13 protein-coding genes are annotated in these 20,378 nt (G+C 70.4%); 9 read left to right on the top strand and 4 right to left on the bottom strand.

What is annotated here, in order from left to right; genetic code table 11:
- Positions 1–10: 10 nt before the first annotated feature.
- On the bottom strand, positions 11–9,226 hold the full coding sequence (locus tag GYB83_RS13380; protein WP_161895945.1) for a type I polyketide synthase: 9,216 nt from the start codon (positions 9,224–9,226) through the stop codon (positions 11–13).
- 199 nt (positions 9,227–9,425) lie between these two features.
- Here GYB83_RS13380 and GYB83_RS13375 point away from each other — a divergent pair, with 199 nt between their 5' ends.
- Entirely contained in the window at positions 9,426–9,851 is a 426-nt protein-coding gene (locus GYB83_RS13375) for an HIT family protein (protein ID WP_161897513.1), read from the top strand.
- Positions 9,848–10,579, top strand: coding sequence for an SIR2 family NAD-dependent protein deacylase (locus GYB83_RS13370; RefSeq protein WP_161895944.1), 732 nt, complete (start codon positions 9,848–9,850; stop codon positions 10,577–10,579). The genes GYB83_RS13375 and GYB83_RS13370 overlap by 4 nt, the downstream gene beginning before the upstream one ends.
- Here GYB83_RS13370 and GYB83_RS23655 read toward each other — a convergent pair whose 3' ends face one another.
- Positions 10,580–11,110, bottom strand: coding sequence for a hypothetical protein (locus GYB83_RS23655; protein WP_228461468.1), 531 nt, complete (start codon positions 11,108–11,110; stop codon positions 10,580–10,582). It abuts the gene before it with no gap.
- On the opposite strand from GYB83_RS23655, the gene GYB83_RS23650 reads away from it, so the two are divergent.
- Positions 11,097–11,582 (top strand): hypothetical protein, encoded by a 486-nt coding sequence (locus GYB83_RS23650; protein WP_228461466.1) that lies wholly within the window; start codon positions 11,097–11,099, stop codon positions 11,580–11,582. The two genes, GYB83_RS23655 and GYB83_RS23650, sit on opposite strands and share 14 nt — an antisense overlap.
- Before the next feature lie 78 nt (positions 11,583–11,660).
- Positions 11,661–12,251 (top strand): TetR/AcrR family transcriptional regulator, encoded by a 591-nt coding sequence (locus GYB83_RS13360; RefSeq protein ID WP_161895943.1) that lies wholly within the window; start codon positions 11,661–11,663, stop codon positions 12,249–12,251.
- A 167-nt stretch (positions 12,252–12,418) separates the two neighbouring features.
- Here GYB83_RS13360 and GYB83_RS13355 read toward each other — a convergent pair whose 3' ends face one another.
- Positions 12,419–14,158 (bottom strand): DEAD/DEAH box helicase, encoded by a 1,740-nt coding sequence (locus tag GYB83_RS13355; protein WP_161895942.1) that lies wholly within the window; start codon positions 14,156–14,158, stop codon positions 12,419–12,421.
- A gap of 121 nt (positions 14,159–14,279) precedes the next feature.
- On the opposite strand from GYB83_RS13355, the gene GYB83_RS13350 reads away from it, so the two are divergent.
- From GYB83_RS13350 to GYB83_RS13340, 3 genes are read left to right on the top strand one after another with little or no spacing between them, the layout of a single operon-like run.
- The gene (locus GYB83_RS13350) at positions 14,280–16,067 is read left to right on the top strand and encodes an AMP-dependent synthetase/ligase (protein WP_161895941.1); all 1,788 of its coding nucleotides are present in this window, start codon (positions 14,280–14,282) and stop codon (positions 16,065–16,067) included.
- A 28-nt stretch (positions 16,068–16,095) separates the two neighbouring features.
- Positions 16,096–17,229, top strand: a complete 1,134-nt coding sequence (gene opgC / locus GYB83_RS13345; RefSeq protein WP_161895940.1) for an OpgC domain-containing protein — start codon at positions 16,096–16,098, stop codon at positions 17,227–17,229.
- Entirely contained in the window at positions 17,226–18,452 is a 1,227-nt protein-coding gene (locus tag GYB83_RS13340) for a trans-sulfuration enzyme family protein (protein WP_161895939.1), read from the top strand. Before opgC ends, GYB83_RS13340 begins: the two co-directional genes overlap by 4 nt.
- On the opposite strand, the gene GYB83_RS13335 is transcribed toward GYB83_RS13340, so the two are convergent.
- Positions 18,442–18,951, bottom strand: a complete 510-nt coding sequence (locus GYB83_RS13335) for a TetR/AcrR family transcriptional regulator (protein ID WP_161895938.1) — start codon at positions 18,949–18,951, stop codon at positions 18,442–18,444. The two genes, GYB83_RS13340 and GYB83_RS13335, sit on opposite strands and share 11 nt — an antisense overlap.
- A 69-nt stretch (positions 18,952–19,020) precedes the next feature.
- On the opposite strand from GYB83_RS13335, the gene GYB83_RS13330 reads away from it, so the two are divergent.
- Together GYB83_RS13330 and GYB83_RS13325 are read left to right on the top strand one after the other, a co-directional pair.
- Complete coding sequence (locus tag GYB83_RS13330) at positions 19,021–19,704, top strand: lysophospholipid acyltransferase family protein (protein WP_228461464.1); 684 nt, start codon at positions 19,021–19,023, stop codon at positions 19,702–19,704.
- 89 nt (positions 19,705–19,793) lie between these two features.
- Positions 19,794–20,372, top strand: coding sequence for a hypothetical protein (locus GYB83_RS13325; RefSeq protein WP_161895937.1), 579 nt, complete (start codon positions 19,794–19,796; stop codon positions 20,370–20,372).
- Positions 20,373–20,378: the final 6 nt, after the last annotated feature.

Genomic DNA, 20,378 nt, shown 5'->3' with positions numbered 1-20,378 from the left:
CGACTGCCGATCACACGTACGCGCCGTCGGAGTCGAGACGGACCTCCGGGTTCAGCAGGAGCGCTGCCTCCGCGGTGTGCTCGTCGCCGTCGCCGAGACGACGGTCGGCGGGACGCACATAGGCGGGTTCGCCACCGCACATCGCCGACAGCAGACGCTGCTGTCCGTCACGCAGTCGCGCCGCTGCCGCCCGCCGGTAGTCGGCGCGACTCGACTCGTCGAGCGCGGAGACGAACGCCTCCGGGTGGACGACGGCGATCAAGCCGGACACGTGACCGAAGCCGAGGCTGGTCAGCAGGCCCGCCTTGAGCGGGAACCGCTCACCCATCCGCAGCGTCTCGCGCGGCCACACCAGGTGCGGGTACTCGGTCATCTTCTCGTCGACGCAGTCCAGGCTGCGGTTCGGCGGGATCACCCCGTCGCGGAGCACCTGGCACAGGCCGATCAGCTGGAAGGCCGCAGCTCCGCCCTTGGCGTGGCCGGTCAGCGACTTCTGCGAGACGACGAACAGCGGGGCCCCGTCGCCGCGACCGATGGCCGCCGCGAGACGTTCGTGCAGCTCCGACTCGTTCGGGTCGTTGGCACGGGTCGACGTGTCGTGCTTGGACACGACCGCGACGTCGTCGGGGCTCACGCCGAGCGAGGCGAGCGAGGTGGCGAGCGGTGACGCCTGCTCGCCGCGGGCCGCGCCGAGCGCGCCGAGACCGGGCGCCGGGATCGACGTGTGCACGCCGTCGCCGAAGCTCTGCGCCCAGGCCACGACACCGAGCACCGGCAGTCCGAGCTGGGCTGCGATGTCGCCGCGCGCCAGCAGGACGGTGCCGCCTCCCGCCGACTCGACGAACCCGCCGCGTCGACGGTCGTTGGCGCGGGAGAAGCGTCGGTCGTCGATGCCCTTGCCCGCCATGACGGCCGAGTCGGCGGTGGCCGACATGTCGCCGAAGCCGACGATGCCCTCGATGCCGAGGTCGTCGAACCCGCCTGCGACGGCGAACAGCGCCTTGCCGAGCCGGATCTTGTCGGCGCCCTCCTCCACCGAGACGGCGGCGGTGGCGCACGCGGCGACCGGGTGGATCATCGCGCCGTAGCTGCCGATGTACGACTGCACGACGTGTGCTGCGACGACGTTCGGCAGCGCCTCCTGCAGGATGTCGTTCGCCTTCGACTCGCCGAGCAGGGTGTCGACGTACAGCGAGCGCATCGACGTCATGCCGCCCATGCCGGTGCCCTGCGTGTTGGCGACCAGACCCGGGTGCACCCAACGCATCAACTCCGACGGGCTCAGACCCGCGGTGATGAACGCGTCGACGGTCGCGACGAGGTTCCACAGTGCGACGCGGTCGACGGACTCGACCATGTCGGGCGAGACGCCCCAGCGGACCGGGTCGAAACCGGTCGGGATCTGCCCGCCGACGGTGCGCGACAGTTCGAAGCGGCGCGGGACGCGGATCTCGGTGCCCGCGAGACGGGTGACGGACCAGTCGCCCGACTCGGTCGCCACGATGCGGGTCCGCTCGGGGTCGGCCGAGGCGAATGCGCGTGCGGCGGCCTCGTTCGGGACGGTGAACGTCAGATCGTCGTCGAGGTACACCGATTCGAGCAGCGGCGACGTGTTCTCCACCATCGCGCCCTCGTCGGCGTAGCGGCGGATGCCGCAGCGTGCGACGACCTCGTCGTGGTACCGGTCGGCGATCTCCGACTCGGCGACCGGGTCGCCCGACTCGACGTCGTACCATCCCGGCTTCGGGGTCTCCTCCCAGGTCACCAGGCCGGTGTTCCACGCGAGTTCGAGGACGCCAGCGGCCGACAGCTTCTCGTCGACCTCCATCTCGAAGCGGGTGCGCGACGAACCGTACGGGCCGACCTCGCCCGCGCCGACGATGACGACCATGTCCTCGGGTCGCGCGGTAACGTCCGACCACGCGTGCGCGGTCGGCAGGTCGGCGCGCGCCGGGGCGGGCAGCGCGGCGACCAGCGGGTTCACCGGCTCGTCCGCCTCATCGGCCGGCTCCTCGGCGGCGTCGGCCGCGGCGGCCTTGGCGAGCGCCTTCAAGTCGATGTTCGGGTCGAGGCCCGCGGTCAGGTCGGCGATGATCGGCTCCACCCGAGCGGCGTCCCGCTTGCCCGCGGCGCACAGGGCGACGAGTTCGGCGGCCATCTCCTCGGTGGACCAGGTCCGGACGCCCGCGGCCTCCACGGCGGCGACCATTCCGTCGTTGCCGCCCATCAGGCCGGTCCCGCGGACCCAGCCGATGAGGGCGTGGGCGATCGTGGTGCGCGAGCCCCACGACTCCTCGGCGCCCCAGCGGGTGACGAGGGCGTCGAGTGCCGCCTTCGACTCGCCGTACGCGCCGTCGCCGCCGAACATGCCTCGGTTCGGCGACCCCGGCAGCACGACATGCAGGCGCGAGTCGAGGTCGTGATCGGCGCCGATGGCACCGAGTCCGGCGATCATCCGTTCCACCGACCAGAGGAGGACCTTCATCTCCATCTCGGCGCGGCCTCCCGCGTCGGTGAGGTCACCGGCGACGCGCGGCGCCGCGAACGGGAACAGCAGCGTCGGCGTGAGGGCTTCCTTGATCACACCGGTGGTGGCTCCGAGGTTCTCGGTCTGCTCGGTGCCGATCCACTCGACCACCGCGTCGACGTCGACGTACGACGCGAGATTGGCCGGGACCACCCACAGGGCGGCGCCGTGCGCCGCGTGCTCGCGATACAGCTCCTTGTAGAAGCCGAGACGCTCGCCGCTCAGCCGCGAGGTGGTCGCGACGACTGTCGCTCCCCCGCGAAGGAGTTCGCCGACGACGGATGCGGCGATCGAGTCGGGCGACGCGCCGGTCACGACGGCGACGTCGTCGGCGAACGCGCCGACCGCGGTCGACTGCGCCGCTTCGGCGATCGCCGCGAACAGGCGTGCGTGCACCCGGTACCCGCGATGCAGTGCCTTGCCCTGCCACCAGGTCGCGTGCTGGGCGACGGTCTCGCCCGCGCCGGTCAGGCGGCCGACGATGCGATCGTGATCGGCGTCGACCGTGTCCTCGTCGAGCAGCCACAGGCGGGCCAGGTCTTCACGGGCGCTGGCCCAGCGGTCGTCCAGGAGGACGGCGCGCTGTTCGTCGAACGACGGCGTGACGGTGCGGACCCAGTCGGCGCCCAGTTCGTCGCTGATGCGCTGTGCGGCGACCGCGTTCGGGTCGTCGAGCACCTCGTCGGCGGTGGCCGTGGACGTCAGTCCCAGCTTGGCGAGGATGGTGTTCGCGGTGGCCGCGAGGACGCCGTCCTTGCCGCCCATGTGCTCGGCGAGGGCGTCGAGGGCGGCCGAATCGACGGCTCCCCCGCCCGCTCCGCCGGTTGCGGGCAGTTCGACGGCCACACCGCGGGCAGCGCCGACCGAGCGGACGGCCCGGTCGATGAGGTTGTCGAGGTCGTTTACCGTTGTCACGGCGCTCTCGAGCAGGTCGCCGAGGTCGCCGCCACGGACGCTGGCTCCGTCCCGCGAGCCGAGAGCGAGAGCGACCAGCGTGTGCTGCGCCCAGCCTCCGCCGAGCTGCCACGTGTCGGTGACGCGGTCGACGATGTAGTTCTGACGCTTGTTGACCGGGCCCGCGACCTTGCGGATCTGGTCGCCGACGGCGTCGGTGAGGACGTCGCCGAGCGGCTTGTAGCCGCGAGCGAGCGTCTCGACGGTGCCCGCGAGGGCGTGCATCTCGGCTTCCGCGGCGCCGTCGATGGCTCCGAGGCCCAACTCGCCGCCGATGTCGAGCAGCAGCTGATTGCGGCGCGACGAGACGCCGTCGCACAGCGACTCGATGGTGTCGGCGGCGCCGATCTGGGACGGCGTCATCTTGGTCCACAGGGCGATGACGGCGCGGACGGCGTCGGCCGGACCGAACGAGATGTCGTCCGGACGCGGACCGGCGGCCGCGGCGACGGGCGCGGCGGCGACCACGGGTGCGGCTTCGACGGGCGCTTCGGTCGCCTCGGCGGCCGGCGCCTCGTCCTCGACGGGTTCGGGGGCGCTGTCCTCGGCACGCAGGAGCTGCTCGTCGGTCTGGGCGTTGACGACCTCGGTCACGGCTGCGCCGTAGCGCGGCAGTTTGAGGGTGTTGCGGGCCAGGCCGGTGAGCGTGGGGGCCGACTTCACGCCGACCTCGACGAACCGGTCCATGCCGAGCCCGCCCTGTTCGACGGTCGAGAAGAGCAGGTCCTGAGTCTCAATCCAGCGAACGGGGCTCGCGAACTGCCAGGCCAGGAGCTCGATGAGGATCACGCGGGTCAGATCGGCCGGACGAGCGGCCCACGAGTCCCAGTCGGCGAGCACTGCGTCGAGCGGCTCCGACGGGACGAGGTCGGCGATCTCCTGGACGAAGTCGCGGCCCAGATTGAACAGGCGCGGGACGAGGTTCGGGATGTAGTTGCCGACCAGGATCTCCGGGTCGATCACCGCGGGCAGCAGCTCGTCGAGCTTGCCGCGGAACTCGGGCACGCCCGCACGCAGGACCGTCGAGTGGAACGGCACGTCGATGCCCGGGACCAGGATGAACGCCCGCTTGCCGCCGAACTCGGCGCGGCGACGGTCGATCTCCGCCTCCAGCAGTTCGAGGCCGCGGACGGTGCCCGCGATCGCGTACTGCGAGCCGAGCAGGTTCAGGTTCACGACCTGCAGGAACTCGCCCGCCTCGTCGCCGATGCCCGCGACGAACGCCTCCACGTCGACGTCGTCGAGTCCGAACTGGCTGGGGCGGATCGCGGCGAGACGATAGTCGCTGCGGCCCTTCTCATCGCGCGGGACGAGGTGATGCATGGCGCTGCCGCGCTGGAACACCACCTCGAGGACGGCCTCGAGCGGGAGGACGCCCGCGCAGGCGGCGAGCGCGTTGTACTCGCCGACCGAGTGGCCGCAGGTGATCGAATCCTCGACGTATGCTCCGGCCTCACGGAGTTCGGCGATCTGCGCGACGCCGAGCGTCGCCATCGCGACCTGAGTGAACTGCGTCAGGAACAACACGCCGTCGGGGTGGTGGTAGCGCTCCCCGTTGGCGACGAGAACCGTCGGGTTGTCGCGGACCACCGCCAGGATCGAGAAGCCGAGGGTCTCGCGGGTGTGTTTGTCGGCGCGGTCCCAGATCTCGCGGGCCGCGGCGCTGCGCGATCGGGCGTCCAGGCCCATGCCCTTGCTCTGGATGCCCTGGCCCGGGAACGCGTACACGGTGCGCGGCGCGGCGAGCAGACCGGTGGCTGCCATGACGAGTTCGCCGTCGACCTTGGCCGTCACCTCGATGACCTCGCGACCCGCGTCGATGCCGACCCGGTCGACGCGGACGTCGACGGCGTCGCCGAGGCGGACCATGCCCAGGTAGCGGGCGGTCCAGCCGACGAGCGCGCGGGGCGCCGGGGTGGGCTGCGCGGAGTCGGACGCCGTGACGACCTGCTGCGCGAGCGCCGACAGCCACATGCCGTGGACGATCGGGTCGCCCAGGCCGGCCAGGCGCGCGGCGAGCGGATCGGTGTGGATCGGGTTGCGGTCGCCGGACACGACGGCGAAGCCGTGCATGCGCGACGGCGCGTTCACCGTCACCGAGCGCAGATGCTTGCGGGTCCCGGTCCGTTCGTCGGCGATCGCCCCGCCCGCACGCACCGGATCGGTGAGGTCGGCCGCGCCGAGACGGCCGCGGATCGCGAAGCGCTCGACGAGTTCGGCGACGAGGGCGTCGCCGTCGGTGACGGTCACCTCGACCTCGATGACACGGCCCACGGAGGCGTCGCTGACGCCGATGCAGCGGGCGGAGACGGTCAGGTCGGTGTCGGCGGTCGGCAGTGCGCCCGCCAGGGCGATCGCATGATCCAGGTGGACCAGGTCGAGCAGTCCTTCGACGACGGGCAGACCGTCGTCGGTGGTGACGGCGCCGATCACGCTGAACACGGTGGGCCAGCAGGCGACGACCACCGCGTCGGGCACGGCGAAGCCGTTCGGCGACGACGGCGTGGTGGCGTTGTAGCGGGTCGGCAGGCCCGACGCGGTGGCGCCGGAGTGGTCGGCGACCGAGTCGGCGCGCCAGGCGACGGTGCCGGTGGTGGCCCCGTCGGTGATCGTGAGCAGTTCGCCGCCTGCGGCGACGGCGAGCAGATCGCGCATGGCGTCGGCCGCACCGGCCGTCGTGACGCGGGGACTGCCGCCGTCGACCACCTTGAGGTCGCCGGTGAAGGGGATCCGCAGGATCGAACCGGACACCGGGACCACCAGGTCGAGACGGATCTCGTCGTCGGCGGTCTCCGCGTCGGGGACGTACGCGATCATCGCGCCGCTGGGGTGCTCGGCGTACTCGCCGTCGTACACCTTCCACTCGTCGCGGTCGCCGAGGAGGGCGATCGGGTTGCGGACCTGGCGGCCCGCCCACAGCACGTCGTCCGCCTCGATGAGGATGCTCAACGGGCCCGACTCCGGGACGATGCCGCGACGACGGCGCGCGGCCACGACCTGGGCCTGTTCGCCGGACGTCCGGAGGTCGGAGACCACCTGGTCCTCGAATCGGTTGAGCAGGTCGCCGACGGGCTCGTCGACGCGCGTGATTCCCGCGACGGCGACCGTGCCGGGGATGACGCAGACCTCGTCGGCGCGGTAGCGCGCGTCGTGCGCCTGCCACAGCGAGTCGCTGCGCCACCAGCGGCGGACGTCCTTGTCGATGACGGGGACGAAGTTCACCGGCTTGCCGGGGGTGCGGCACAGTTCGAGGAAGAAGGCGACGTCTGCCGGGTGCAGGATGTCGGACTCGACGGCGGGGAAGGTCTCGGCCAGGCGGGCGATCGCGGCGTGCGCGTCGTCGATCCGCTCGCCGAACAGCGATTCGAACTCGCCCGTGTCGAGGTGATGCATGCGGGCCTCGGTACGGCGCAGCATGTCGGCGAACCGCGTCTCCCACGTGATGTCGGCCCACGGGTACTCGCTGTCGGGCCCGACAGCGAGCTCGGCGTAGCGGGTGAGCCAGTCGAGGTAGGTCATCTCGGCGACGTCGCCGAAGTACGGCTTCGCGGTGCGGGCCATCGCGGCCACGATCTCGTCGCGGCGCTCGGCGACGGCCTCCGCGTCACCGGCGACCTCGTCGAGGAGACGGCCGCACCGCGACGCCGAATTGTCGATCTCGTGGATGTCGGCGCCGAGCTGGCTGCGTCCGGAGGCCATGCCCGCTTCGCTGTGACCCGCACCGATCCAGGTGTCGCAGCCTTCGGTGTCGACGAGGAGCTGCTTCACCTCCGGCGCGGTCGTCGCTTCGAGGGTCGCCATCGCCGCCGTGCCGATGAGGACGCCGTCGAGCGGCATCGACGGGTAGTCGTAGCGGGCCGACCACGCGCCGGTCAGGTACTCCGACGCGCGTTCGGGGGTGCCGATGCCGCCGCCGACGGCGACGACCACGTTCGGCCGATCACGCAGTTCGCCGTAGGTGGCGAGCAGCAGGTCGTCGAGATCCTCCCACGAGTGGTGCCCGCCGGCCCGTCCGCCTTCGATCTGGACGATGACCGGGAACTCCGGCACCGCGATCGCGATGCGGATGACGGCACGGATCTGGTCGACGGTTCCGGGCTTGAACGCGACGTAGTGCAGGCCGGCCTCGGTGAACTCGTGGACCAGGTCGACGGCCTCCTCCAGCTCGGGGATGCCCGCGGTGATGATGACGCCGTCGAACGGCGCACCCTGCGAACGCGCCTTCTGGACGATGCGCTTGCTGCCGAGCTGCAGCTTCCACAGGTACGGGTCGAGGAACAGCGAGTTGAACTGCACCTGACGGTTCTCGTCGAGCAGGTCGGTGAGCTTGTCGACGTTGGCGGCGAAGATCTCCTCGGTCACCTGTCCGCCGCCCGCCAGCTCGGCCCAGTGACCCGCATTGGCGGCCGCGGCCACGATCGCCGGGTCGACGGTGGTGGGCGTCATGCCTGCCAGGAGCATCGGCGAGCGGCCGGTGAGGCGGGTGAACGCCGTGTCGACGGCGGTGCGGCCGGTCGGCAGCGACACGAGTCGCGGTGCGAAGGCCGACCACGGCCGGGCAACCGTGGGGGTGCTGCCCGGAACGAAGAGGCTGCGCTGGCCGCGTCGGGTGGCCGCGGCGATCACGCCGACGCCCTGTCCGCGGACGAGCGGTGCGGCCAGGCGGGCGCCGAGGTCGGCGGGGCCGAAGTCGATGATCCACGAGGCACCGGAGGCGACGACGTCGCCGATCTGATCGACCCAGTCGACGGCGTCGACGAGGATGCTGCCCGCGAGCCTGCGCGCGAAGTCGACGTCCAGCCCGGTGAGCCGCGCCCATTCGGCGACGAGCTCGACGGCTGGGGCCAGATCGGGGTGATGGAACGGCACGGTGACGGCCAGCTCCTCGAACGTGGGCGCGAACGGCTTGCCGCCGGTCAGCTTGGCCTTGCGGTCGGCCGCCTCGGCGGTGGCGCGACGCGCGCACAGCTCCTGGAAGCGGACGAGGTGACGCGGCGACCCCGACAGGACGATGGAGCGGCGGTTGTTGACGATCGCGACGGTCGGCAGGCCGGGGGTTCCGGCGGGCAGGCTCGCACGGTACTCGGCGAGGAGCTGATCGATCTCGCGCGGCGCGACGCCGTTGACGGCGACCATCGGCGAGGTGCCCTCGGTGCTCTGGTCGGCGGATCCGCGCAGACCGAGTCGACGCGCGGTGACGGTGGCGGCGGCTCCCATCAGCTGCGCGATGGCGAGGAGTTCCGCGTCGTCGGCGTCGCGCTGGTGCTCCGCGGTGGTGATCGCCTCGGCCGCGAGGAGGCCCTGCGAATGCCCGATGACGGCGCTCGGCGGGAGGGCTCCGGTGTCGAGTCCCTGCTTGGCGAGGTTGGCGATCGCGGCGATCTGCGCGAGCAGGATGCCGGGCACCGACAGTTCGGCAGCGGCCAGTTCGGCGTCGGTCGGAACCGACCGGTCCTCGTCGATGTCGGCGATCCACTGCGCGGGTGCGAAGCGGTCGGCGCCCGCGGCCGCGAGCCGGTCGGAGACGGGTTCGAGGGTGCGGGCGGCCGAGTCGACGATCGCGGAGACACGTCGTCCCAGGTCGGCGTCGGCGACCAGTTCTGCGAGGGTGGGCAGCCACGGGCCGCCCTGTCCGCCGAAGCTGATGGCGTAGCTCTCGCCTGCCGCGAAACGGTCGATCAGACTCGTCGAACCGTCGTCGGTTGAGGTTGCTCGATCACCGGTGCGGAACTGGTCGAGGGTCACGGATACTCCTGTCGGCCTGTGTGGGGGAACGTCGACATCGTGCCACACAAACATGAGGAATCCCTCACGTTTGCGGGTGACCGTGAGGTATACCCGCTGGTAGACCGGCGAGTAACGACGACGACCAGCGCCTGCGGAAAGTTTGGTGACGGTCATCACAAGACGCAGGTGAGCGGCCGATAGGGTCGTTCCCATGAGCATCGACGCCTGCGTCTTCTGTGAGATCGCCGCCGACCGCAGTCCCGCCCACATCGTCTACTCGGACGAGCGCGTCATCGCATTCCTCGACCGCGCGCCGATCGCCCGCGGGCACACACTGGTGATCCCACGACGACACTCGTCAGGACTGTCCGACCTCGATCCGAGCCTCGGCACGCCCCTGTTCTCGGCGGCGCAGCGCATCGCCGACGCCATGAAGACGCCCGGATTCGGCGCGGACGGCGTCAACCTCGCCGTGAACGACGGGCGCGCGGCGATGCAGACCGTGTTCCATACGCACATGCACGTCGTCCCCCGTCGCAGCGGCGACAAGCTGACGTTCGCGAAGGGCCTCCTCACCCGCCGGGCCGGCGACCTGTCGGCCGTGGCGGCCGACCTGCGCGAGCTGATCGGCGCGGCACGGTGAGCGCGATCGACGACGCCGCCCGCCTCGTCTCCGACGCGTCCCGCACCGTCGTGTTCACCGGTGCCGGGATGTCCGCCGAGAGCGGGATCCCGACCTTCCGCGACGCACTGACCGGCATGTGGGCCGAGCACGATCCGATGACCCTGGCCTCGCCCGAGGGCTGGCGCAGCGACCGCGACCTGGTGTGGTCCTGGTATGCCGACCGGGCACGGCAGGTCCGCCTCGTGGAGCCGAACGACGGGCACCTCGCCCTCGCGCGACTCGCCGTTGCGGCCCGCATCGACGGCCGCGCCGTGAGCGTCGTGACGCAGAACGTCGACGATCTGCACGAACGCGCGGGAAGCGCGGTCGCGAGCCATCTACACGGCAGCCTGTTCGCGCCGCGCTGCGAGTCGTGCCGCAGGCCCGAACACGCCGACGTCGCGGTGGCGGACCCGCGACCGGCGTGCCCGCTCTGCGGAGCGTCGATGCGGCCGGGGGTCGTCTGGTTCGGCGAGCTCCTGCCCCGCGACGACTGGTCGGAGGCGTCGCGACTCGTCGAGGAGTGCGACCTCCTGATCGTCGTCGGGACGAGCGGCGTCGTTCAGCCGGCGGCGAGCCTTCCCGAGCGGGCCCGCTCGAACGGCACGCCGATCATCGAGGTGAATCCGGAGCCGTCCGCGCTCACACCCCTCGCCACCGTCCACCTCGAGGGCACGGCCGCCGAGGTCCTCCCCCGCCTGGTCTGATCAGGCGGCGACGGGCACGACGTCGGCGGCCTCGGCCGGTTCCGGTGATCTCTTGGGGACCGTGAGCAGCCCGTAGCCGACGACGATCCAGCCCGCGAGCACCGCGAACGCCGCGGCGGCTCCCGCACCGTCGAAGAACGCCGCACTGCGCAGAGCGGTGCCCGTGGCGCCGAGCGGAAGGAGTTGCCCGACGTCGCCCCAGATGGACGGCAGATACTCCGACGGGGACGAGATGCCCGCAAGCGGCATGCCGACGAGCATGAACAGGAGCGCGACCACACCGATGCCCGCGGGGCCGACCACTCGGACGAGACCCGCGACGGGCGCGGCGATCGCGAGGATGCCAGCGCCGAGCGCCAGCCACTGGAGCCAGAAGCCGCCGCCGAGGACGCCGAACGCCATCGCCACACCGATGGACGCGGCCGCGACCGCGGCGGCGCCCACGGGCAGCGCCCACGCGATCACGCGCCTGCGGCGTCCGACGAGCGCCGCGGAGGCTCCGAGCGCCACGCCCGCCATGAAGACCGGCATCACCATCGATCCGAAGCCCGCGCCGCGCGGGTCGTCGTCGGCCCGGCGGTGCGACGTCGACGACCGGCAGGGCCGCGCCGCCCGACTGCGCGGCGAGTCCGGTGCCGATCTGGGTCAGCATACTGGCGACCGCCGGGCTGCCGCCGGTCGCGACGATCGTCTGCGGCTGCGGACCGACGACGAATCCGCCGTACACGTCGCGGTCGCGGGCGGCCTCCTTCAGGTCGTCCGCGGTCTCGAACGCGCGGACGTCGAAGGCTCCGGGCTGACGCTGGTCGAGTGCGGCGCTCACCTGCTCGACCGCGGCCGCCGGTCCGGCCACTCCGATCGGGACGTCGTGAGGTTCACCGCGAGACGCGGGCCCGATGAACATCAACAGCACGAGCGGAATGACGACGGACATGCCGACGATGACGGCGACGAGTTTGCGGATTGTCGTGGACACGACCGACCTCCAGAGCACGGGACATAATTCAACAACTGTTGATCGCACGGTACGACCGACCGATCGTCGTGTCAACAGTTGTTGAATTTCGGCTAGGCTCAACCCATGAGCGCAGAATCGACGGGCCGCGCCGGTAGGCGGACGGGCGAGGTCACCACGCGAGACGACATCCTGACCGCCGCGCGGACCCTGTTCGGCGACAAGGGCTACAAGGGGACGTCACTGCGGGCGGTGGCGACTGCCGCGGGCGTCGACGTAGCACTGATCTCGTACTACTTCGGGAGCAAGCACGGACTGTTCGTCGAGGCGCTCGAAGTGCCCGTCGACCCGGCAGAACAGCTGCGGAAGGCCGCGAACGGGCCTCGAACCGAGTTGGGGAGCCGACTGATCTCCGGGTTCACCCAGGTCTGGGAGGGCGAGGTGACCGGCCCGGCGATGGCGGGACTGATGCGGTCGATCATCATCGACCCCGAACGATCGACGGCCTTCGGCGACTTCGCGACACATCGCATGGTGCCGCTGCTGTCCGAGCAGGCCGAGGTGAGCCTCGACACCGCACGGATCCTGCTCAGCAGCCTGTTCGGCATGGCGACGGTCCGCTACCTCGTCGCGGCTCCGGCCTTCGCCGACATGACACGCGACGAGGTGATCGCCCTCTACGGCCCCCGCCTCCAACTCATCGTCGACGCGGACTAGCACCGTCGCGTCTCCCCAGTTCCAGCCAACCTCACGCGGTTTCGACACGACACCTCGGCTACCGCCTCGGAGTCTGCTCAACCACCATGTCGGGTGTCCTACCCGGTGGTTGAGCCGACCCGGAGCGAAAGCGGAGGGCCGAGTCGAAACCTGGCGAGGGTCTGTCGCTAGCCTCGACCGCGACCGGCGACGCGCGGCGAGCGCTTGTTGCCCCAGTCGCCGCCGCGCTTGTTGTACCCGTCGCGCTTGTTGTAGCCGCCGCGGCCGCGCGGTGCACCCATGTCCGGACGCAGGTCGATCGGGTTCTTGCCGATGCGCGTGTGCTTGAGCAGGTTCAACGTCTCGGAGTCGAGGTCGTTGGGCAGCTCCACGAGCGAGAAGTCGTCGCGGATGCTGATGTTGCCGAAGTCGCCGCGCGTGAGGCCGCCCTCGTTGGCGATGGCGCCGACGATGGCCCCGGGCGACACCTTGTGCTTGCGCCCGACGGCGATGCGGTACGTCTGGAAGTGACCTCCGCCTCGGGGCGCACGGTCGCGGTCCGGACGCTCGCGACGCTGGCCCGCGGGCGGATCGGGGGCCATGAGGAATCCGCCGTCACGCGATTCGAGGGCGAGCGCGGCCGCGATGTCCGCCATGGCGACGTCGTTCTCGCGGGCGTAGTTCTCCACGAGGCCGCGGAATATGTCGAGGTGGCTCGAACCGAGGTTCGAGGTGATCGAATCGGCGAACTTGGCGACACGCTGCGCGTTGACGTCGTCGACGCTCGGCAGATCGATCTCCTCGATCTCCTGACGGGTGTGCCGCTCGATCGAGCGGAGCAGGTGACGTTCGCGCGGCGAGACGAACAGCAGCGCGGTGCCCGAGCGTCCGGCGCGGCCGGTGCGGCCGATGCGGTGGACATACGACTCGACGTCGTGCGGGATGTCGTAGTTGACGACGTGCGAGATGCGGTCGACGTCCAGTCCGCGCGCGGCGACGTCGGTCGCGACGAGGATGTCGAGCGAGCCGTCCTTGAGCTGGTTGATGGTGCGTTCGCGCTGCGCCTGCACCATGTCGCCGTTGATCGCCATCGCCGACAGCCCACGCGACCGCAGCTTCTCAGCGAGTTCCTCGGTGGCCGACTTGGTGCGGACGAAGATGATCATCCCGTCGAACGCCTCGACCTCGAGGACGCGGGTCAGGGCGTCGAGCTTCCGCTGATGCGACACCTGCAGGTACTTCTGCGTGATGTTCGACGCGGTCGCGGTCTTGGCCTTGACCGTGACTTCCTGCGGATTGTTCAGGTACTTGCGGGCCAACCGGCCGATCGACGCGGGCATCGTCGCCGAGAACAGGGCGACCTGCTTCTCGTCCGGAGTGTCGGCGAGGATCCGCTCGACGTCTTCGGCGAAGCCCATGGTCAGCATCTCGTCGGCCTCGTCGAGCACGAGGAACTCCAGCTCGGAGAGATCGAGCGTGCCCTTGTCGAGGTGATCGATGACGCGGCCCGGCGTGCCGACGATCACCTGAGCGCCGCGGCGCAGTCCCGACAGCTGGACGCCGTAGCTCTGGCCGCCGTAGATCGGCAGGACCTTCACCTCGGGCATCTTGTTGGCGTACCGGCCGAACGCCTCGGACACCTGCAGCGCCAGCTCGCGCGTCGGCGCGAGGACGAGCGCCTGCGGCTTGCGCGCCGAGGTGTCGATGCGCGACAGGACGGGGATCGCGAACGCCGCGGTCTTACCGGTACCGGTCTGCGCCAGGCCCACGACGTCGCGTCCCTGCAGGAGCGGGGGGATCGTCGCCGCCTGAATCGGCGACGGCGTCTCGTACCCGACTTCGTCGATCGCGGCACGCACCCGATCGTCGATGTCGAAGTCGTCGAAGGTGGACACCGGTGCCGAATCGTCGGCGGAATCAGTACTCATCGTCTGTAGATGCTACCCCGAAAAGGCCATGTGACATGCCTCACCGGGCTACTGGTACTGTGCGTGGCAACAAATGGCCGACCGGCCGGTTTGCGCGCTTCCACCCTAAGGGGATTTGACCATGCAGGAGTACACCACTCCGTCCAGTTTGATCATCGATCCGAGTTCGACGACGATCACCACCCTTCAGCGGTACCGCAAGGAGCGGCCCACGCTTCCGCTGTTCAAGCGTCGCGGCGCGAGCGGCCAGTGGGTGACGGTGACGGCGGCTCAGTTCGCCGACGAGGTGGACGCCGTCGCGAAGGGCCTCATCGCGGCGGGCGTGAACGCGGGCGACCGCGTCGCGCTGCTGTCGGCGACACGCTTCGAGTGGAGCCTGTTCGACTACGCGATCTGGCGTGCAGGCGCGACGACCGTCGCGATCTACGAGACGTCGTCGCCCGACCAGGTGGACTGGATCCTCACCGATTCGGCCGCCTCGCTCCTCGTCGTGGAGAACGCCGCGCACCGCAGCAAGCACCAGGAGGTGATCTCGAGCGCCACCGCCCTCCGCGAGACGCTCGTGATCGACGACGACGCCGTCAACGCCCTGCGCAAGCGCGGTGCGGACGTCCCCGACTCCGAACTCGACGCACGCGAGGCCGCCGCCACCAGTGCCGACGCCGCCACCCTGATCTACACCTCGGGCACCACGGGTCGTCCCAAGGGCGTGGTCCTGACGCACAAGAACTTCCTCGAGGAGACCGCTGCGACCGCCGCGGCCGTCGGCACCGGCATGGAGGAGGGCAAGTCGACGCTGCTGTTCCTTCCGCTGGCACACGTCTTCGCTCGCGTCGTCGCCGTCGCCGCCGTCGAGAACGGGGTGGTCCTGGGCCACACGTCCGACATCCCGAACCTGATCGCCGACCTGGCGGTCTTCAAGCCGAACTACGTGCTGTCTGTGCCGCGTGTGTTCGAGAAGGTCTACAACACCGCCGAACAGAAGGCGATCGACGGCGGCAAGGGCGCGATCTTCGGCAAGGCCGTCGACACCGCGATCGAGTACAGCCGCGCCGTCGAGGGCGGCGGGGCGGGAATCCTGTTGACCGCCAAGCACTTCGTGTTCGACAAGCTCGTCTACGGCAAGCTCCGCGAGGCCCTCGGCGGCAACTGCGAGGGCGCCATCTCCGGTGGCGCACCGCTCGGCGAACGCCTCGGCCACTTCTTCCGCGGTGCGGGCGTCCCGATCTACGAGGGCTACGGACTGTCGGAGACGACGGCCGCCGCCACCGCGAACAGCCAGCAGCACAGCCGCATCGGTTCGGTCGGACGACCGGTCCCCGGCGTCAGCGTGAAGATCGCCGACGACGGCGAGATCCTGCTCAAGGGCGGCATGGTGTTCGGCGGCTACTGGCAGAACGAGGCTGCGACGGCCGACTCGATCATCGACGGTTGGTTCCACACGGGCGACATCGGTCGCCTGGAAGACGGATTCCTGTTCATCACCGGCCGCAAGAAGGAACTGATCGTCACCGCCGGCGGCAAGAACGTGTCACCCGCGCAGCTCGAAGACTCGATCCGTGCCCATCCGCTGGTGAGCCAGTGCCTCGTGGTCGGCGACAAGAAGCCGTTCATCGCGGCGCTGATCACGCTCGACCCGGAGTCGGTTCCCGGCTGGCTCGAGCGTCACGGCCTGCCCGCCGACACGTCGCTGACCGAGCTCACGACGAACGCGGCGATCCGCGCCGACCTCGACGAGGCCGTCGCCGAGGCCAACAAGAAAGTGTCGGCCGCCGAGGCGATCAAGAAGTACGAGGTGCTCGACACCGACTTCACGATCGACACGGGCGAACTGACTCCGACGATGAAGCTGAAGCGCAACGTGATCCACGAGACGTACCAGCAGGCGATCGCCGACCTGTACTCGTGATCGACGGGTTCCTCCCCGTGCTCCCCTCGTGAGCCGGGGCCCGGGGGGCCGCGATCTCGCCATCGACGCGTTGCGCGGGCTGTCCATCTGGAGCATGGTCAGCCTGCACTTCGCGGAGGGAACGTGGGCCGCCGAACCGACGCATCTGTTCCCGTACATGGACGGGATGAGCGCGTTCGTCCTCCTGTCTGGGCTCGTGCTCGGCATCGTGCATCGGCGGTGGACGGCCCGCTTCTCACTGCGGTACAGCATGGACCGGCTGGTCCGTCGGGTCGTCGTCCTGTACCTGTGCCAGGCGATGATCGGGCTGGCCGCGGTGTGGGCGGCGCACGCCTTCACGCGCCGTCAGTTCCGGACCGTCGCGCTGCTCCCCTATCCGACGGACGTCGGTGAGAAGATCCGGTGGGCGCTCGGCCTTCGCTACCTGCCGAGCGGCGGCAACATCTTGCTGCTGTACCTCATCCTCATGGCGCTGGCGCTGGTCGTGATCCCCGTGATGGCGCGCGGCTGGTGGCCGGTGATCGTCGGGTGTTCGGTCGCGCTGTACGTCGCGAGTCAGGCCTGGACGGCCGACTGGATGGTCATCACCTCCTTTCCCGGCGGGGTGGAGATCCAGAACTGGGCGGCGTGGCAGGTGCTGTTCATGCTGGCCCTCGTCGTCGGTTGGCATTGGGACCGCCTGCGCGTGCCGGAGCGGGTCGACGCCGCCCTGCCCGTGCTCGTCGCCGTCACCCTCGCCGTCGGGTTCACCGTCCGCGACGTGATCCGGTCGCCGAAGGTCGTCAAGCAGTCGACGCTGCTGATCGACAAGGTCGATCTCGGCGTGGTCCGGGTGATCGTCGCCTTCCTGGTGGCGACCACCTTGTACGGCGTGTTCCGGGCCGTCCTACGCTGGACTCGTCGGGACGTCCTGCGTCCGCTGGTGTCCACCGGTTCGCGCAGTCTCGACTCGTACGTGATCCAGGCGCTGGCACTGCTCGCCGTCCCCGCGGTGATCGTCGCCCGGCCGTGGTCGCCGACGACCGCGATGGTCGCGGCCGTCGCGGTGTTCGCGACGTGCTGGCTGTGGGCCGAGGCCCGCACCCGGTTCCGGATCGACAAGCTCCACCGCCAGCCCGGGCGACTGGTGCGGGCCGTGCTACCGAAGGGACGCCATCAGTGACGACACGACCGGACAAACGCGACGCGGCATCGGTCGGCGAGCAGACGTGGAGCGTCCACGGCGGGAATCACGCGGGTTCGGCCGGTGAGGGCGCGGCCGTCCGCGAACCGATCACGATGGCGAACTCCTACCACCTGCCCGCCGATCCGTCGACGATGGACTGGTCCAATCCCGAGCATCTGACGTACACGCGCAACACCGGTGTCAATCAGATCGCGTTGCAGGACAAGCTGACCGCGCTCGAACACGGCGAGGATTGTGTGGTGCTGGCGACCGGTGTCGCCGCATTGCACGCGGTGTTCTTCTCCCATGTCGGGGTCGGCGACCACGTCGTCGTCGCCGACGCCACCTACGAGGCGACGTACAAGTTGTGGACCTCGTTGTTGCCGCGGAAGTACGGGATCGAGGCGACCTTCGTCGACATCACCGACCTGGACGCCGTGCGCGCCGCCGTCCGCCCCACCACGAAGCTGATCGTCACCGAGGTGATCGCGAATCCGACCACCAAGGTCGCCGACATCGCGGCGCTCGCCGACATCGCCCACGCGGGCGGGGCGCTGCTGATGGTCGACTCGACGTTCACACCCCCGCCGCTGTTCCGGCCGCTCGATCACGGGGCCGACCTCGTCGTCCACTCGCTGACGAAGTACATCAACGGACACGGCGACGCGATGGGCGGCGCCGTGATCGGCACCGCGTCGGCCGTCGAGCCGGTCCGGTCGGAGGCGATGGTCGACGTCGGCGGGGTCATCTCCCCGTTCAACGCGTGGCTCATCATGCGTGGATCGGTGACGCTTCCCCTGCGACTGCGCCAGCATCAGGCGTCGGCGCTGGAGTTGGCCCGCTTCCTGGAGGCGGACGAGCGGATCGCGTACGTGGCCTACCCGGGGTTGGAGTCTCATCCGCAGCACGACGCAGCAGTCCGGCAGTTCGGCGGGACCGGCGCTGTCGACGCCGGCTTCGGCGGGATCATGTCGTTCGCGCTCAGGGGCGGCCCCGACCTGCAGAACCGATTCGTCGCCGCCCTTCGGGTCATCACGTCCGCAGTCTCCGTCGGGCACGACGAGTCGCTGATCGTGCACGTCGGCACCACCGGCCCCCGGGTCGCCGCCTACCCCGACGGCTTCCGCGAGTACGGCCACCTGCGGTTCTCCGTCGGGTTGGAGGACGTCGCCGACCTCCGCGCCGATCTCGCCGCGGCCCTGGACGCGGTCAGCGACTGAGCCGTTCGGCGACACGACGAACCGCAGCCTCGTCGACGACCACGCCGACCGCGTCCGGAACTCGTGTCGCGGCGAGCACACACAATCCGTGCACCGCGGCCCAACAGGTGAGCGCACGGTCGGCGTCCCCGGCGGCGGCCGTGATCGCGTGGAACCACGGACCAGTGGTGGCCCGCAGGTCCGCGCCCGCACCGTCGAGCAGATCGTGGCGGAAGATCAGCGCGAACATGCCCGGTCGACGTTGAGCGAAACGCCAGTACTCGACGGCTGCGTCGCCGATCCCCCGCCGGGTCGCCGGGCGCAGCACCGCGTCGAGATCGGCGACACCGGTCGCCGCGATCGCCGCGAGAAGGCTCTCCAGCGTCGGGAAGTATCGCCGCGGTGCGCCGTGCGAGACGCCCGCGCGCGCGGCGACCGCACGGATCCCGACCTCGAGGTGTCCCGACTCGTCGACGATGTCGACTCCCGCCGCGACCAGTCGATCCCTCGTGGTGTCCACGTTGACAGTGTCTACCTGGTCGGCCACCATGTCGAGTAGACACCGTCTACTCGACTCTTTGGGGGCCTCATGGCGATCGTGCCGTCCTTGCTGTACCCGTTGTGCAAACACGTCTTGATCGGCCCGATGCTGACCCGCAGGATCACCCTCACCGTCGACGGCACCGATCTGGTGCCCACGCGCGGACCGCTGATAGTCGCCGCCAACCACCTCGCCGAGATCGACTCACTCGTGGTTCCGCTCGCGATCCGGAGGCGGCTCTCGTTCTTGGCTAAGGCCGAGTACTTCACCGGATCGGGGATCCGTGGCCGCGCGGCGCGCGCCTTCTTCGCCGGCACCGGCCAGATCCCCGTCGACCGTTCGGGCGGCGACGGCGCCGCGCTCGACGCGGCCGAACGGGTGCTCCGCGGCGGCGGCGCGTGGGCCATCTATCCGGAGGGCACGCGGTCACCCGACGGCAGGCTGCACCGCGGGCACACGGGCGCGCTGCGCGTCGCCGCTCGCGTGCCCGGCACGATGATCGTTCCAGTGGTCGTCGACGGAACCGCGGCGGTCAATCCGTCCGGCTCCCGGCGCGTCGGCCGCGGACAGGTGTCGGTCCGCATCGGCGAGGCGGTCGCGGCCGACGATCTCCTCGGCCCCGCCGCCGATGTGCGCGCGGGCACCGATGCGCTGATGGCGATCATCCGCGATCTCGGCGGGCTTGAGTACGTCGACGAGTACGTCCGCCGACGCGGTGGCGGAGACAGGTGATGCGGCGACCAACCGTCGACTTCAACTGTTCGGGTGAATCGACATCGCACCGCGAACCCCTCAGCCCACATGAGCGCACCATGGCACCCGTGAACACCAGACGAATGTCAGCAGCGGCCGTCGGCGCTGCGGTGGTCCTCGCGCTCGCCGGGTGCGCGAGCGACGACTCCACCACCGCCGCCACCACAGACTCGACGACCGCGATGGCGACGTCGGTGTCGGCAACCCCTGCCCCACCCGCGTTCGGGACCGTCGGCGGGGCCACGCTCGGCATGAGCGAGAGTGAAGTAGAGAGCGCGGTCGGATCGCTCGGCACCGCGTCGAAGGCCGACGGCTGCATCACCTACACGCCGAACGGGTCGGACGGCGTCAGCTATGGCTTCAGCGCGAGCGCGAAGACGCTGTCGATCATCTCGATGCCGTCGGGCGGTCCCGGGATCCCTGCGACGAGCACGATCGGCGAACTCCGGACCATGTTTCCGGGATCGACAGTCGAATATCACGGTCCTTTCGGGCCGAACCCCGCCGCCGTCAGCGTCAGTCCCGCGACCGGCGACGCCGCCCTCGTCTACGAGAACGCCGACGGGGAGTCCGACGGGTCGACGGTCTCCCGACCCGCGTTCGGTCCCAAGGGATGGAACGGAAAGGCGGGCTGCCCCGCCGTCTGAGCGGCC

It is taken from the genome of Gordonia spumicola (assembly GCF_009932475.1).
Taxonomy (GTDB): domain Bacteria; phylum Actinomycetota; class Actinomycetes; order Mycobacteriales; family Mycobacteriaceae; genus Gordonia; species Gordonia spumicola.
Note: the sequence above shows the minus strand (reverse complement) of the source record. Positions and strands in the feature narration are given on the sequence as shown.

Coding starts and splice junctions, on each gene's coding strand:
- GYB83_RS13360 (WP_161895943.1), top strand. CDS start 11,661: ATGAGCGCAGAATCGACGGGCCGCGCCGGTAGGCGGACGGGCGAGGTC.
- GYB83_RS13330 (WP_228461464.1), top strand. CDS start 19,021: ATGGCGATCGTGCCGTCCTTGCTGTACCCGTTGTGCAAACACGTCTTG.
- GYB83_RS13350 (WP_161895941.1), top strand. CDS start 14,280: ATGCAGGAGTACACCACTCCGTCCAGTTTGATCATCGATCCGAGTTCG.
- GYB83_RS23650 (WP_228461466.1), top strand. CDS start 11,097: ATGAAGACCGGCATCACCATCGATCCGAAGCCCGCGCCGCGCGGGTCG.
- GYB83_RS13355 (WP_161895942.1), bottom strand. CDS start 14,158: ATGAGTACTGATTCCGCCGACGATTCGGCACCGGTGTCCACCTTCGAC.
- GYB83_RS23655 (WP_228461468.1), bottom strand. CDS start 11,110: ATGCCGGTCTTCATGGCGGGCGTGGCGCTCGGAGCCTCCGCGGCGCTC.